13 protein-coding genes are annotated in these 14,010 nt (G+C 57.0%); 3 read left to right on the top strand and 10 right to left on the bottom strand.

Annotation, left to right across the window (positions count from 1 at the left end):
* Nucleotides 1-230: 230 nt before the first annotated feature.
* Entirely contained in the window at nt 231-2,735 is a 2,505-nt protein-coding gene (locus NAC44_RS05090) for a methyl-accepting chemotaxis protein (RefSeq protein WP_250938495.1), read from the top strand.
* A gap of 220 nt (nt 2,736-2,955) precedes the next feature.
* Here NAC44_RS05090 and NAC44_RS05095 read toward each other — a convergent pair whose 3' ends face one another.
* Nucleotides 2,956-3,246, bottom strand: a complete 291-nt coding sequence (locus NAC44_RS05095) for a DUF1330 domain-containing protein (protein WP_250938496.1) — start codon at nt 3,244-3,246, stop codon at nt 2,956-2,958.
* Nucleotides 3,247-3,489: 243 nt separating this feature from the next.
* Here NAC44_RS05095 and NAC44_RS05100 point away from each other — a divergent pair, with 243 nt between their 5' ends.
* Complete coding sequence (locus NAC44_RS05100) at nt 3,490-4,596, top strand: right-handed parallel beta-helix repeat-containing protein (RefSeq protein WP_250938498.1); 1,107 nt, start codon at nt 3,490-3,492, stop codon at nt 4,594-4,596.
* Here NAC44_RS05100 and pyrF read toward each other — a convergent pair.
* The 9 genes from pyrF to rsmI all read right to left on the bottom strand — a co-directional run bounded on the left by pyrF (nt 4,586) and on the right by rsmI (nt 12,631).
* Nucleotides 4,586-5,293, bottom strand: coding sequence for an orotidine-5'-phosphate decarboxylase (gene pyrF, locus NAC44_RS05105; protein WP_250938515.1), 708 nt, complete (start codon nt 5,291-5,293; stop codon nt 4,586-4,588). The genes NAC44_RS05100 and pyrF overlap by 11 nt on opposite strands.
* 83 nt (nt 5,294-5,376) lie before the next feature.
* Complete coding sequence (pmtA, locus tag NAC44_RS05110; protein ID WP_250938517.1) at nt 5,377-5,964, bottom strand: phospholipid N-methyltransferase PmtA; 588 nt, start codon at nt 5,962-5,964, stop codon at nt 5,377-5,379.
* 240 nt (nt 5,965-6,204) lie between these two features.
* Complete coding sequence (locus NAC44_RS05115; RefSeq protein WP_250938519.1) at nt 6,205-6,840, bottom strand: hypothetical protein; 636 nt, start codon at nt 6,838-6,840, stop codon at nt 6,205-6,207.
* A 133-nt stretch (nt 6,841-6,973) separates the two neighbouring features.
* Entirely contained in the window at nt 6,974-8,074 is a 1,101-nt protein-coding gene (gene ugpC, locus NAC44_RS05120; protein WP_250938522.1) for a sn-glycerol-3-phosphate ABC transporter ATP-binding protein UgpC, read from the bottom strand.
* Nucleotides 8,075-8,086: 12 nt separating this feature from the next.
* Nucleotides 8,087-8,929, bottom strand: coding sequence for an ABC transporter permease subunit (locus NAC44_RS05125; protein WP_250938524.1), 843 nt, complete (start codon nt 8,927-8,929; stop codon nt 8,087-8,089).
* A gap of 10 nt (nt 8,930-8,939) precedes the next feature.
* On the bottom strand, nt 8,940-9,821 hold the full coding sequence (locus NAC44_RS05130; protein ID WP_250938525.1) for an ABC transporter permease subunit: 882 nt from the start codon (nt 9,819-9,821) through the stop codon (nt 8,940-8,942).
* Nucleotides 9,822-9,892: 71 nt separating this feature from the next.
* Nucleotides 9,893-11,191 carry an extracellular solute-binding protein gene (locus NAC44_RS05135; RefSeq protein WP_250938527.1) on the bottom strand — a complete coding sequence of 433 codons (1,299 nt, stop codon included), beginning with the start codon at nt 11,189-11,191 and terminating at the stop codon, nt 9,893-9,895.
* Nucleotides 11,192-11,351: 160 nt separating this feature from the next.
* On the bottom strand, nt 11,352-11,723 hold the full coding sequence (locus tag NAC44_RS05140) for a YraN family protein (RefSeq protein ID WP_420839875.1): 372 nt from the start codon (nt 11,721-11,723) through the stop codon (nt 11,352-11,354).
* Nucleotides 11,720-12,631 (bottom strand): 16S rRNA (cytidine(1402)-2'-O)-methyltransferase, encoded by a 912-nt coding sequence (gene rsmI, locus NAC44_RS05145; RefSeq protein WP_250938529.1) that lies wholly within the window; start codon nt 12,629-12,631, stop codon nt 11,720-11,722. The genes NAC44_RS05140 and rsmI overlap by 4 nt, the downstream gene beginning before the upstream one ends.
* A 260-nt stretch (nt 12,632-12,891) precedes the next feature.
* Here rsmI and dnaN point away from each other — a divergent pair, with 260 nt between their 5' ends.
* On the top strand, nt 12,892-14,010 hold the full coding sequence (gene dnaN, locus NAC44_RS05150; RefSeq protein ID WP_250938531.1) for a DNA polymerase III subunit beta: 1,119 nt from the start codon (nt 12,892-12,894) through the stop codon (nt 14,008-14,010).

Raw genomic sequence — 14,010 nt, forward strand, 5'->3', positions numbered from 1 at the left:
ACCCGACATGCTTTAAGCCATGATGCAGTATTCCCCAACTTGGCGGAGCTTTTGTCGGATCCTGGCCAGAGTGACAAGCAATCTCTCAAAACACAAAGAAGACGATGATGGCGGTCCCCATGCCCCATCCCTGGCATCATTTGAAAACACTTTGTTCATGGCCCCACATTATAATCCCCCCAACACTTTAAACGGTTTGACTGCCTGTTCACGGCGGATACGGGGGAGACATGGCCATCAAGGCGAACTCGATAGGCTTCAGGGCGGCAACAGGCATGACACTGCTTGTCGCCTCCGTTCTTGTGGTTGCCGGTGTGGGATTGCGCGGTATTGATACTCTGACCGGCGCTGTTTCCCAGACCGTGGATGTCTCGCGCGTGCTGATTGGGGCAAACAAGGCCGAAGGCGCCATCATCCAGTATCTGATCGCCAAGGACACGACCCAGATCGACGCCGCCGTCAATGCACTTGCATCGGCACAGAGCACGCTGAACACCCTTAGTCTGGGGGCATCCGAAAAAGAACAGGTCACAAGCGGCATCACCAACATGTCTGCGGCGGTGCGATCGCTGGCCAGTTCCTATTCCGCGGTCCAGTCAGCAGGCAGCGATGTGCAGAAAGCCACAGCTTCGCTGTTAACGCTATCCGACAAGGCCGAGAAAATGGCGACCGACATGGTGAGCCAGGCCGAAAACAACTCTAACTATGCCCTGATCTCGCTCAACCGGATCCGGGAACTGACCCAGGGCGCCAGCCAGTTCAGCGATGGCATTCACGAGATGGAGATGACCATCCTGCAGGCAGGCGGCAAGCCAGAGGCCGTATCCCAGAGCCGGATGAAGGATGCCATGAAACTGGCAAGCTCCGGCATGGAAGTCATACAGCGTCTCGGCGGAACGCCGGATGTGCAGCCGACCGCTGCGAAAATCTCAGCGGATTACAACGCCCTGCAGACCGCTCTCAAGCAGGAAGCCGGCAGCGGTGCAACGGGATTGATGGATAGCCTGCCTCTGTTTCAGTCCCTGACGCAGTCATCACGCCAACTGGGTGCTGTGCTGCGCAAATCGGCAGAGGCCGAGCTTGCCACCAAGGAAAAGACCGACAATGAGCGCTCCAAGGCCCGTATCATTCTCGGCGCCTCGCGCAATGTCAGCAACATTTTGAAGGATGCGCTGGTCAATGTCGAGCGGTACCGGCTCGAGCCATCCGACAAGACGGCCGACGTCGTCACCACCGGTCTCAAAAAGGCCACCGGGTTTGGAAAAATGCTGACCCGGCTGACAGAGATCGATCTCTCAGATGGTCTGCAAAAGCTCAATGCCAGCTTCGACGTGCTGAAGACGAATGTCGCCACCTTCGACAAACAGGCCTCGCTCGCCGTTTCGACATCAACCGATGTCACAGAATCCATCGTCAAGATTGCCGGCGAAACGGCTTCCAAAGCCTCCAGTCAGGGCAGTCAGGGCAGTAGCTGGATGTGGGGAGCCGGCGGCATCAGCCTCGTTCTCGCCATCGGCATTGCCCTCTTCGTCATCCGTGCGGTGGCCAGACCCATGCTGCAGATCGCTCAGGCGATGACCCGGCTGGCCCGCGGCGAAACCGATGAAGATGTGACACTGCAAGAGCGCAAGAACGAAATCGGCGACATGGTGCGGGCTCTGCGTGTCTTCAGGGAAACCGGCAAAGCCAAAATGCAGGCTGAAGCCGCTGCCGAACGCGAACGCAAATTGGCCGAAAGCCAGCGTCTGGAACGTGAAGAAGAACGCGCCCAGGAGGCGGAAGCCATGGAACAGGCTTTCGGCGAGATAACCAAGGGCCTTAACGCACTGGCAGAGGGCGATCTGACCATCCGCCTGCGCCCGGTTGCCGCCAAATATGAACCGATCCGGCAGGGCTTCAACACCTCGGTCGGCCACCTCGAAGAGGCGCTGAGTTCGGTTGTCAGCAGTTCCAACATGATCCGTCACGGCCTTCGGGAAATCGTGCAGGCCGCCTCAGACCTGTCACGGCGCACGGAACAGCAGGCCGCCAGCCTTGAGGAAACCGTCGGTTCGCTCTCCGTCGTCTCACATGGGGTAGACCAGACCGCCAGCCAGGCAGAAACAGCGCTGAACAAAGCGCGCGACGCTCATGGCAAGGCCGAAAAGGGTGGCGCAGTTGTCTCAACCGCCATCGATGCCATGAAAAAGATCGCGGAATCCGCATCGCGGATTGACAAGATCATCGTGCTGATCGACGAGATATCTTTCCAGACCAATCTTCTGGCGCTCAATGCGGGTGTCGAAGCGGCACGCGCCGGCGAAGCCGGAAAGGGATTTACCGTCGTTGCACAGGAAGTGCGCGATCTGGCCCAGCGCTCTGCCGCCGCCGCCCAGGATATCCGTGGCCTGATCTCGGCCTCGCGCCAGCAGGTCAATCTGGGCAGCGAACTGGTTCAGGCAACCGGCTCAGCCTTCCAGGATATCCTCACCGAAATTGCCGCCATGTCAGATCTGGTGCGCAATATTGCCGAGGACAATCGCCAGCAGTCCCTCTCGCTTCGTGAAGTCTCCGGTGCGGCCAATTCGATGGATCAGTTTACCCAGCAGAATGCCGCCATGGCCGAAGAGGCAACCGCTGCCTGCAACTCACTGGAACAGGAAACGGAAAACCTCGATCAGGTCGTCAGCCATTTCATCACCAGCCAGACTGGGAACGCTCAGTCACACAGGCGTCAAACCTGGGCCGCTGCATAAGCTTGCAGGAAACATCGCCCGCCTGACGGCTCACACGAGCCAGTCCCGGCAGGCGATACTTCATTCATATCAGAGCGTCACAGCTGAGGCGGCTTACTGCATCATTCCTTAAATCGGGTGAGATTTGAGGTGAAAATGATGCCGCAGATAAAAAGCGTTACAGCGAGTTTTGTGCGCCATATTTGGCGCACGGCGCTGTAAAGACCTCGCATGTTCCTGCTTATTCAACGCCCTCAACCAGTACGATTTCACCATCGGCGACCTCCTGGCGTATTTTGACGGCAGCCTGATACTCCGGTGAATGGTAGCAATCATAAGCGGCCTGAAAGGACGGGAATTCGATCACGACATTGCGCGCCCGCGCCTGCCCTTCCACAGCCTTCGTTTCCCCACCCCGCGCCAGAAAAACAGCACCGTAACGCTCGAAAGCCGGTTTGGCCGTCGCAACATAATCTTTGTATCGTTCCGTATCGCGCACATCGACCCGCGCGATCCAATAGCCTTTCGCCATGAAATTACCTCTTTCTGTTTCTTCCTGTCGATTATAAAGCATGTCACGCAAAAACATGGAACGGTTTTGCGACAACGGCATGGATGAAAACGTGGAGTGGCTGCCTGATCCCTTCAATCCCTGTCGATTTAAGGAATTTTGCACAAAATTTAAAATGTTACGGCGTCTTTCGTGCATGGTGCAAAGGATGCTGATTTGCCAGGGTCTCGTGCAGGACGGCATCGAAACGGCAAGGAAACGGGTGTGAGCGAAAAAGCAAAAGCACGATATGCAGCAGGTTGGGCTTTGGCGATGGCCCTGTCTGCGGCTTGCTATTGTGACGATAGCAGCCATGCCGCGTCGCGCCTTCCGGCAGCGCAGGCCTGCTCGGCCTCAGTCTACACCACTTTGCGCGATATACCGGATGATCCGACCGTGCAATTTCCAGTGACCTGCCGGATTTCGCTCGACAGGGACGATCTGGTGACGCAGGATCTGGCTTTCTTCGGGGCGGGCGCCAGCGGCGCGTCCATCGACTGCCATGGCGGGACGATTGGCATTCCGGGCAAGGCTCCACGCGATGCGCCTCCCACCATTCTGATCGCTTCCGTGCATCAGGATAACGGCGCCTGGAGTGTTCCCCACGATATTTCCATCAAAAACTGCCGCATTTACGGCTCGGTTCATATCATGGGCCTTGGGGCCAATGCCGAGGCAGACGAAGTGCGTCAATCCTCACTTAACCGAAATCATACGCAATTTGCCCAGTCTGTGGCCCCAACGTCCATTGTACTGGACAAGGTGACGATTATCGCCGCAGGGCCGGAAGCGCTTTACATCGCCCCCGGCGTCACCCACGTGACGCTGAGCCATTCGGTGATCGGCGGTACGGTCAAAACCCATGCCGTCTATATGGACGCCGAATCGGCACATAACAGCATTGTCGATACCCGGTTTGAAACCCGTAACGGACACCGGGAAATGATGGCGATTGACGGATCGGCGAACAACCTCATTCAGGGCAACAGTTTCATCAATGCCGATCATGGCGGCATCTATGTATTCCGCAATTGCGGTGAGGGCGGCACGATCCGGCATCAGGAGCCCAGATATAACCGTTTTCTCAACAATCGCTTCGATTATGACAAAGGTACAAGCCCTTATCCCGCTATCTGGCTTGGGGCGCACGAGCCTTTCATGTCGCTGTATTGCTATGACGATCCGCCTGCCCCTTTCGGCAGCGGTGCCAATAACGGCAATTTCGCCGACAACAATATCGTAACCAACACCGTCATCGATGACGGAACCGCCAGCCTGATCCGCGACAATGGCGCGCATAACCAGATCAGCGGCACAGTGGTCAAGCCTTAGCGGGCGCTGAGACCGCCTCCATTTCCTGAAGAATGGCGAGAGCCGCCGCTTTCGGGTCTTCGGCGCGAATGATCGGACGGCCCACGACCAGATGGCTGGCCCCCGCGCTCAGCGCGTCTGCCGGGGTCATCACCCGTTTCTGATCGCCCTTGTCGGCGCCTGCCGGGCGTATACCGGGCGTGACGACCGCCATGTCGGGCCCCAGGATGGAGCGCACGGCTTCAGCTTCCTGCGCCGAGCAGACGATGCCGCCCATGCCGGCTTCCCGCGCCTGCTGCGCCCTTAGCCGCACAAGGTTTTCCGCCGTTCGGTCATAACCGGCCTCGTGAAGATCGGCATCGTCCATCGATGTCAGCACCGTCACGCCGAGCAGACAGAGCCCCGATCCCCTTGCGGCCTCGACAGCAGCACGCATCGCCTTGGGATAGGCATGCAGCGTCAGCATGGTCATGCCCATGCGGACGATGTTTTCCACGGCAGAGGCCACAGTATTGTCGATATCAAGCAGCTTCATGTCGAGAAAGACTTGCTTGCCGCTTTTTGCCAGCTCTCCAGCCAGAGCAAAACCGCCGGCAAAAGCCAGCTGATAGCCGATTTTGTAAAAAGACACGGTATCGCCCAGCCTGTCGACAAGATGCTCGGCATCGCCAACGGTTGGAACATCCAGTCCCACGATCAGCCTGTTGCGTGCTTTCATGTGCCCTCTCCTGTCCATGATCACCGGTGCTGGAGTGGCATTTCTACGGCCAATCTGCAAGGGTCAAGGACGAAAAGACAGGTTCAGGGACGGCTATAGACCCAGAGCTGGGCGGGCGGAATATTACGTACAATGAAATCCAGATGGCGGATATGGTAGCTGCCACCTTTGGCGATGATCGGCGAGACCGGACCATAGGAAATCTGCACGACAGGTCGCCCGCGCGGAAGGCGATCCAGCAGGTCTTCCAGCAGACGGATGCGGGCCTCCATCGGGAAATTCAACAGCGGCACTGCGGAGATAACGCTGTCAAAAGTTTCTCCGGCAAGATCGCCAAGCGTTTCGCCCAGATTGAAAGCATCACCCTTTATAAAATTCACGCCCGGAATGGTCTGGGTGAGATGGCGATGAAAATCCTCGGAATATTCGACGGAAACAAGATTTTGCGGCTTGAGACCGCGCGCCAGAATGGCCTTGGTGATCACACCGGTGCCCGGCCCCAGTTCCAGAACCTTGAGTCCCGAGGCTGGATTGACCACACTTGCCATCTTGCGGGCGGTAATCGTCGAGGTCGGAACGATTGCTCCAACCAGCTTGGGTCCCCGCATCACGCCCTTGAAGAAACGGATTTCCTCATCGAACTTCTTTTCAAGCCGTTTCTTCAGAGTCATGGCGCCCCTCTCCTCATTGCCTTGCGATTCAATTTGGCAACAACTGTCGCAAAAACAAGAGAAAATGGCGTGATTATGAAAATTTCCCACGACGAGCGAGGATTTCCTGTGTGGATAGATGGGATGCATCTGCAATAAATATCACGGCGCGATGCCGCGTGCGGCTTTGCGCGCCATGATGGCTGAAGCGTATTTCACCCTCCAGTTCAATTCAACGGTTTCGGCTTTTTGCCTTTATCCTTATGGCAAGGTCCAGACGCAAGCAGGCTCGGGGGGTGCAGGATGATCTGTTCTGGTGTCAGGTCCGAGCATAGGGGTTTTTGATAACACTGCAAAAACATCCGGTTTTGTCGAATTTTTATCCCATCTCTGCTTCAAATATTCAAACTTTTCGGCCTCCGCTGGTGCCGCATAATGCTGGTGGCAGTTAAACGCCTCATCATCGAATTTTTCACCGGGATCGGATGTGCCACGGTTGGGTCCGACGACCAGATTTCCCTGCATCCAGGCAAACAAGGACTTCATCGTTTCGACAGCATCCGGCACCTTCTGAATATAGGCTTCTGATAAGGCCGTGATTTTTTCTTCCTTGGTGCCTTGACCGTACGTGCCGAGATTGGCCGCATCAAAGCCGGAATAGGTTTTCAGAAAGGCTTTTGCTTTTTCTTCGGTGTCAATCGCGGAAAGGCCGAACTGAACCAACTGATCCCACGGGATCATATGATGCCTGGACGTGTTACCGGGCAATGCCACCGGGTAATCTGATTTCCACGGATAGGTCGGGCGTTTTTCCGCATAAGCATTCTGGGTAAGTGCGGCACATAAGAGGCCGATCAGGGCAAAAAAGAGCCGGGCTTTCATCAAAAAACGCATCATCCTGCAAATCTCCTTTTTCAATAATCAGGACCTTGCGGATGATGCATTTTCTGTTCAAAGACGCTGTATCAACTGGTACAGCGCCAAACCTATTAGCAATTACACAGGGTTTGCACCCTGTGTCCGAATGGCTTCAGACCTGTTCTGTCGCCAGAACCTTGACATCCGCGCTGTCCGTCAACGGCATGGGAAGGCGGCGACCGTCCTTGCCGAAGAAATGCAATTTTTCCAGCCTGATCGCCAGTTTCATCTCTGGCAAAATCGCCATGCCGACAGGCAGCGACACGGAAAGGGCCTGATCACCGACAAAGCCGTGCACAAGCCGGGTCGAACCGAGTTCCTCGACATAATCGGTTCTGAAATCGATTGCCGGATCACCGTCTGATGCCAGCGCCAGATCTTCGGCACGGATGCCAATAGTGACTTCCCCGGAATAATCAGGAGCAACCGGCAGAGTGAAGGTGGTCGGCCAGATGGTCAGACGGCTGCCTTCGAGCCGGGCGGTGATCAGGTTCATTGCCGGAGAACCGATAAAACTGGCAACGAAGGTCGAGGCCGGGCGGTGATAGACCTCGAGCGGCGTGCCGATCTGTTCGATGCGTCCGGCAGACAGCACGACCAGCCGGTCGGCCAGTGTCATGGCTTCGAGCTGGTCATGGGTGACATAGATCGAGGTGGTGCCAAGGCGACGCTGCAATTTGCGGATTTCGGCGCGCATGGAGACGCGCAGCTTGGCGTCGAGGTTGGAAAGCGGCTCGTCGAAGAGGAAGGCCGCCGGTTTGCGCACGATGGCGCGGCCCATGGCGACGCGCTGACGCTGACCGCCGGACAGGGCTCGCGGCTTGCGGTCGAGATAGGGCTCAAGCTGCAGCATGCGGGCGGCTTCGCTGACGCGCGCTTCGATGTCTTCTTTGGGCGTCTTGCGGTTCTTCAGACCGTAAGCCAGATTCTGGCGCACCGTCATATGCGGATAGAGCGCATAATTCTGGAACACCATGGCAATGTCGCGGTCAGCCGGTTCGGTCTTGTTGACCACCCGGTCGCCAATGCGCACCACCCCTTCGGAGATGGCTTCCAGACCGGCTACCATGCGCAACAGCGTGGATTTGCCGCAGCCGGAGGGGCCAACCAGCACGATGAACTCGCCATCGGCAATCTGGATGTCGACAGCATTGACCGCCCGCACACCACCGTCATAAATCTTCGAGACCTGATTGATATCGATCGACGCCATGGGAATACCCTCTTACTTGTCGGTTTCGGTGAGGCCCTTGATGAACCAGCTTTGGAAAATCACCACGATCAGAATGGGCGGCAGCATGGCGAGAATGGCCATGGCGAAGGCTTCGTTGTAATCGGGCAGTTGCGATCCGACCCAGACCTGCAGGATCTGCTTGATGCCGCGGATCAGCGTATAATAATGCTCATCCGTTGTCGTCATCAGCGGCCAGAGATATTGGTTCCAGCCATAGACGAACATGATGATAAAGACGGCGGCGATCATCGTGCGCGACAGCGGGATCAGAATGTCGATGAAGAACTTGAACGGACCCGCCCCATCGATGCGGGCGGCCTCCAGCAATTCCTCCGGCACGGATTTGAAGAACTGCCGGAAGAAAAACGTGCCGGTGGCAGAGGCCAGAAGCGGCAGGATCATGCCGGTATAGCTGTTCAACAGGCCAAGATCGCTTGCCACCTGATAGGATGGCACGATGCGCACTTCCAGCGGCAACAGCAGCGTGGTGAAGATGATCCAGAAGGCCAGCGTGGCAAAGCGGAAGCGAAAATAGACGATGGCATAGGCCGCCATCATCGACAGCACGATCTTGCCGATGGCAAAGCCGAGGCCGAGGATCAGCGAATTCAGCATCATATTGAGGCCGGTGACGCTGCCGCTGAAGCCGCTATGGGCAAAGATCACCTTCTTGTAGGTGGGGATGAAATTATGCCCCATCGACAGCATCAGGCCATGGCGGTCGATTTCCGCCGCCGTATGGGTCGAGGTGGTGAAGGCCACGACCAGCGGGCCGAGCATGATGACAACGCCAAGGATCAGAATAAGATGGTCGAAGACTTTTGTGCGGTACATGGAAATATCCTCAACCGTAATGGACACGCCGCTCGATGAAGCGGAACTGGATCATTGTCAGGATCAGCACAACCACCATCAGCATCACCGATTGCGCCGAGGACGAGCCGATATCATTGCCGCGGAAACCGTCCTGATAGACCTTGTAAACAAGGGTGATCGGGTTGTCGGCAGGCTTGTCGCGCACGATGACATCCACCAGCGGAAAAGTGTCGAACAGCGAATAGGTCATGTTGATGACCATGAGGAAAAAGGCCGTCGGCGTCAGAAGCGGCATGATCACCGTCCAGAAGCGGCGCGTGCCCGAGCGGCAATCGATGGTGGCGGCTTCACGCACGGAGGCGGGAATGCCTTGCAGGCCGGACAGGAAGAAGATGAAATTGTAAGGAATCTGGTTCCACACCGCGATGACGATCATGGCGAAGGCGGTGTCATAATAATTCACCCCAACCTGCATGTTCCAGCCGAACAGACGGACGAAATGGACGAAGGGGCCGATATGCTGATCAAAGAACATCATCCCGATCAGACCGCCCACCGGCGGCGCAATCGCATAGACGACGATCAGCAGGGTGCGATAGGTGGACTTCCCGCGGATGACCGCATCCGCTTTAACCGCCAGAAGCAGACCGATGGAGGAGACCAGCACCGTGACAATCAGGCAGAAGACGACAGTGAAACCGGCAATGGTCCGGTATTCCGGCGCTGACAGCACATCCAGATAATTGGAAAGCCCGACAAAGGTGGCCCCGAAGCCAAAGGGATCCTCGATATAGAAGGAGGACCGCACCGCCTGAACCGCTGGCCAGTAAAAGAAGATGGCGGCAATGGTCAGCTGCGGCAACAGAAACAGATAGGGCAGGTATTTCGATTGAAACTGGACGCGCTTCATGGCGTTGCTCTTTCATAACAAAGCCCGGAGGTGATTTTCACCTCCGGACTGCTGTTCTTGATGAAGATGGATCAACCGGCCGTCTTGGCGAAGCGGGCAAGAATCTCGTTGCCTTCCTTCTCGATGGTGTCCATCGCAGCCTTCGGCGTGGTTTCGCCCGAGAAGATCTTGTTGTATTCGCGTTCCATGACGCTGCGGATCTGCGGATAGAAGCCCAGGCGATAGCCCTTGTCCCACTTGCCGCCCGGCAGCATCAGCTGCTTGATGCCAACCTCGGCCACCGGCGTCTTCTCATAATAGCCGTCCTTCTTGGCCAGATCGTAAGCTGCCGTGGTGATCGGAACATAGCCTGTGTTCTTGTGCCAGTAATACTGGATTTCCGGCGAGGTCAGGAAGTTGAAGAAAGCTGCGGTGCAGTGGTTTTCCGCTTCCGGCTTGCCGGCCATGGCATAAAGGGCGGCACCGCCGATGAAGGAGTGGACGCCTGCGCCCTTGATCGAGCCCCAATAGGGCAGGAAGGTTGCCGAGAACGGCATGGTTGCCGTCTTCTGCAGACCACCGAAGGACCCGGACGAACCGATCCACAGAGCGACCTTACCCTGTTCGAAAGGCTTCTGGTTGTCGTTCCAGCCGGCACCGTAATAGCCGAACCAGCCCTTGTCCTTCCATTCCTTCAGCTTTTCATACATCATGACATGCTCGGGATCATTGACCTTGAGCGTGGTGCCCTTGATGCCGTCATAGCCATTGTTGTTGGTGGCAAACTGCAGATCGTGAACCGAGAAGAAATTCTCGGTGAATTCCCAGGTCAGCTGCGTCTGAACGAGCGGAATATAGCCGGCATCCTTCAGCTTCTGTGCGATCTTTTCAAATTCTTCCCAGGTCTTCGGCGGCTCGACGCCAGCCTTCTTCAGGGCTTCGGTGTTGTAATACATGATCGGCGCCGAAGAATTGAACGGCATGCCGATGAACTTGCCCTTGCTGTCGGCATAGAAATAGCGAACACCTTCGATGAAAGCCTTCTGGTCGAAGGAAAAACCTTCCTTCTTGATCAGGTCTTCCGCCGGAATGACGGCGCCCTTGGCGTCGATGATCGTGGCGGTGCCTGCGTCAAAAACCTGGAGAATGTTCGGCTGTTCATGCGAGCGGAAAGCGGCGATGCCAGAGGCAAGTGCTTCCTCATAGGTTCCCTTGGAAACCGGGTTCAGAATGCATTCCTTCTGGGAATCGTTGAATTTCTTCGAGATTTCGTTGATGACTTCGGCGTTGCGACCGCCCATGCCATGCCAGAAGGTGATGGTGGTTGCCGCATAGGACGAGGTGGTCGAAAGGGTTACGGCCAGCGCCGCCATCGAAATTTTCTTGAACATGGATTTCCTCTCCGCCAGACATGGGGTGAGGAAGCCATTAGAGAGGCATGGTGACAGTACTTTAAATTTTTTATGACAGTATTGTTACAAAGCCAATGCGCCTATATTCCCTGAAATAATAGGGAACAATACTTACAGGCTTCAATATTTATCAAACACATCAAAAGGCATCGCGAAAATGACGGGGCCAGCGCCAGGGCGTAACCGCAACAATGTCACAGCGCAGGGAAATTCTGGCCGCATCCTTCTGCTTGGCAAGCCAGAGATCGCCTGCGGCACGAATGCGCCGCTTGCTATCAAAGCTGACGGCATCGACAGCCGAAGCTTGGCTTGCGCGGGCCTTGACCTCAACCAGGAGCACCAGATCACCGCGCCGGGCAATGAGATCGATCTCGCCCAGCCTGGTTTTGTAGCGCAGGGCCAGAATGCGATAGCCCTTGAGCATCAGCGCCAACGCGGCAAAAATTTCAGCCCGCTTGCCGCGCTTTTCCGCCTTCCGGCGGCGCCTGTTGCCGTTGTCCGCCGCGCTCACGATCCCTCTTTCAGGGCAAGAAGCCGGGCGTAAAGCTGCTTGCGCGGCAGGCCTGTCTGGCGGGCGGCCTCGGTTGCGGCCTTGCCTGCCGGAAGGGTCTCGCTCAGATGCATCAACAAGGCATCGACATCCTCTTCGTCCGGAGCAGGCGGCGCATCCGGCGGCGCAATGACCAGCACGATCTCGCCCTTCACCTGCCGATCCGCATCATAATAGGCAGAAAGTTCGCCGAGCGTGCCACGACGAAACTCTTCAAACGTCTTTGTCAGTTCGCGGCAGACCGCCGCCTTGCGGTTTTCGCCAAGCACGCTGGCCGCGGCGGCAAGGGTCGCGCCGATGCGATGCGGCGATTCAAAGAAAATCAGCGTCGCCTGGATCCCACCAAGATCCTGCAACCGTTCGCGTCGCGCCTTGTCCTTTACCGGCAAAAATCCGGCGAAAAGAAAGGCGTCATTCGGCAGGCCGGAGCCGACAAGGGCGGCAAGCGGAGCAGAGGGGCCGGGGATCGGCACCACTTTCAGCCCGGCATCGATGGCCAGCCGCCCCAGCCGATAACCGGGATCGGAGACGAGCGGCGTTCCGGCATCGGAGACAAGCGCCACGGATTTACCGCTCGCCAAAGCCTCGATCAGTTTCGGTCCGACTTCTGCGGCATTATGTTCGTGATAGGCATAAGGCCGCGTGGCAATGCCATAACGGTCGAGCAGGATACGGGTGACGCGGGTATCCTCGCAGGCCAGAACATCGGCACCGGCCAGCACGTCAAGCGCGCGCAGGGTGATATCGGAGAGATTGCCGATGGGGGTCGCCACGAGATAGAGCGCCGGTTCCAGCGGACGGGCCACGATCAGATGATCATGAAGACGGAAGGTTTTCGCACGGTGATCGCTGTCAGTATCCGTGCTCACGGGCGTTTTCCTCTTATTGCCAGCCTTCCTGTGACTGTTTAATTTCACTTTTATGCGAATTTGCGGCAGTCGAGGCAAGGCCTTGGCGGCAATTGCCGGTGGAAAGCGTGAAGAGAACGGCTCCAAGACGTCGTGCCTCTTGCCTTTTGATGGGTTTTCCTGCCATTTTGCCCCTCCCAATCATGCCGGGTATATTTGCCCGCAACAGCAGGAAGAGCCGATCCCGTAGCCGGATCGCACAGTCGAAAGTGGCAGCGTCGATGCGTATTACTCTTGAACGGTCCAATCTTCTGAAGTCCCTGAACCATGTTCACCGGGTGGTCGAACGGCGCAACACCATTCCGATCCTGTCCAACGTGCTGTTGAAGGCCGACGGCCAGAGCCTGTCGATGAAAGCGACCGACCTCGATCTCGAAATCACCGAGGCAACGCCCGCCAATGTCGAGATGGCCGGTGCCACCACGGTTCCCGCCCACCTGCTTTATGAAATCGTGCGCAAACTTTCCGATGGCGCCGAGGTGCTTTTGTCGACCAGCGCCGATGGCGCAACGATGACGGTTGCCTCCGGCCGCTCGAAATTTTCGCTGCAATGCCTGCCGGAAAGCGATTTCCCCGATCTGACCGCCGGCAGTTTCAGCCACGCTTTCAAGCTGAAGGCGTCGGATCTGAAAATGCTGATCGACCGCACGCAATTTGCCATTTCCACGGAAGAAACCCGCTATTATCTGAACGGCATCTATCTTCACACCATTGAGGCCGACGGCAAACTCAAGCTGCGCGCCGTCGCCACCGACGGCCATCGTCTTGCCCGCGCCGATATGGAAGCACCCTCCGGCTCGGAGGGCATGCCGGGTATCATCATTCCGCGCAAAACGGTCGGCGAATTGCAGAAACTGGTCGACAATCCCGATCTCGTCGTGTCGCTCGAAGTTTCCGACGCCAAGATCCGCCTCACCATCGGCGAGATCGTCATGACCTCCAAGCTGATCGACGGCACCTTCCCCGATTATCAGCGGGTGATCCCAACCGGAAACGACAAGGAAATGCAGGTCGATTGCGAAAGCTTCGCCAAGGCGGTGGATCGCGTTTCCACCATTTCTTCCGAGCGCGGCCGGGCGGTGAAGCTGTCGATTGCCGATGGTCACCTGACGCTGACGGTCAACAATCCCGATTCCGGCAGCGCCACGGAAGAAGTGGCCGTCGGCTATGACAGCGATGCCATGGAAATCGGCTTCAACGCCAAATATCTCTTGGACATTACTGCCCAGCTTTCCGGTGAGGATGCGATTTTCCTGCTTGCCGATGCAGGGTCGCCAACCCTGATCCGCGACACCGCTGGCGATGATGCCCTTTACGTGCTGATGCCAATGCGCGTTTGA

The organism is Allorhizobium sonneratiae, from assembly GCF_023700755.1.
In the GTDB taxonomy this organism is placed as follows: domain Bacteria; phylum Pseudomonadota; class Alphaproteobacteria; order Rhizobiales; family Rhizobiaceae; genus Allorhizobium; species Allorhizobium sonneratiae.

Excerpts from the sequence above, each read along its gene's own strand:
- NAC44_RS05090 (WP_250938495.1), top strand. The coding sequence starts at position 231 with ATGGCCATCAAGGCGAACTCGATAGGCTTCAGGGCGGCAACAGGCATG.
- NAC44_RS05095 (WP_250938496.1), bottom strand. The coding sequence starts at position 3,246 with ATGGCGAAAGGCTATTGGATCGCGCGGGTCGATGTGCGCGATACGGAA.
- pyrF (WP_250938515.1), bottom strand. The coding sequence starts at position 5,293 with ATGAAAGCACGCAACAGGCTGATCGTGGGACTGGATGTTCCAACCGTT.
- pmtA (WP_250938517.1), bottom strand. The coding sequence starts at position 5,964 with ATGACTCTGAAGAAACGGCTTGAAAAGAAGTTCGATGAGGAAATCCGT.
- NAC44_RS05115 (WP_250938519.1), bottom strand. The coding sequence starts at position 6,840 with ATGATGCGTTTTTTGATGAAAGCCCGGCTCTTTTTTGCCCTGATCGGC.
- ugpC (WP_250938522.1), bottom strand. The coding sequence starts at position 8,074 with ATGGCGTCGATCGATATCAATCAGGTCTCGAAGATTTATGACGGTGGT.
- NAC44_RS05125 (WP_250938524.1), bottom strand. The coding sequence starts at position 8,929 with ATGTACCGCACAAAAGTCTTCGACCATCTTATTCTGATCCTTGGCGTT.
- NAC44_RS05130 (WP_250938525.1), bottom strand. The coding sequence starts at position 9,821 with ATGAAGCGCGTCCAGTTTCAATCGAAATACCTGCCCTATCTGTTTCTG.
- NAC44_RS05135 (WP_250938527.1), bottom strand. The coding sequence starts at position 11,191 with ATGTTCAAGAAAATTTCGATGGCGGCGCTGGCCGTAACCCTTTCGACC.
- dnaN (WP_250938531.1), top strand. The coding sequence starts at position 12,892 with ATGCGTATTACTCTTGAACGGTCCAATCTTCTGAAGTCCCTGAACCAT.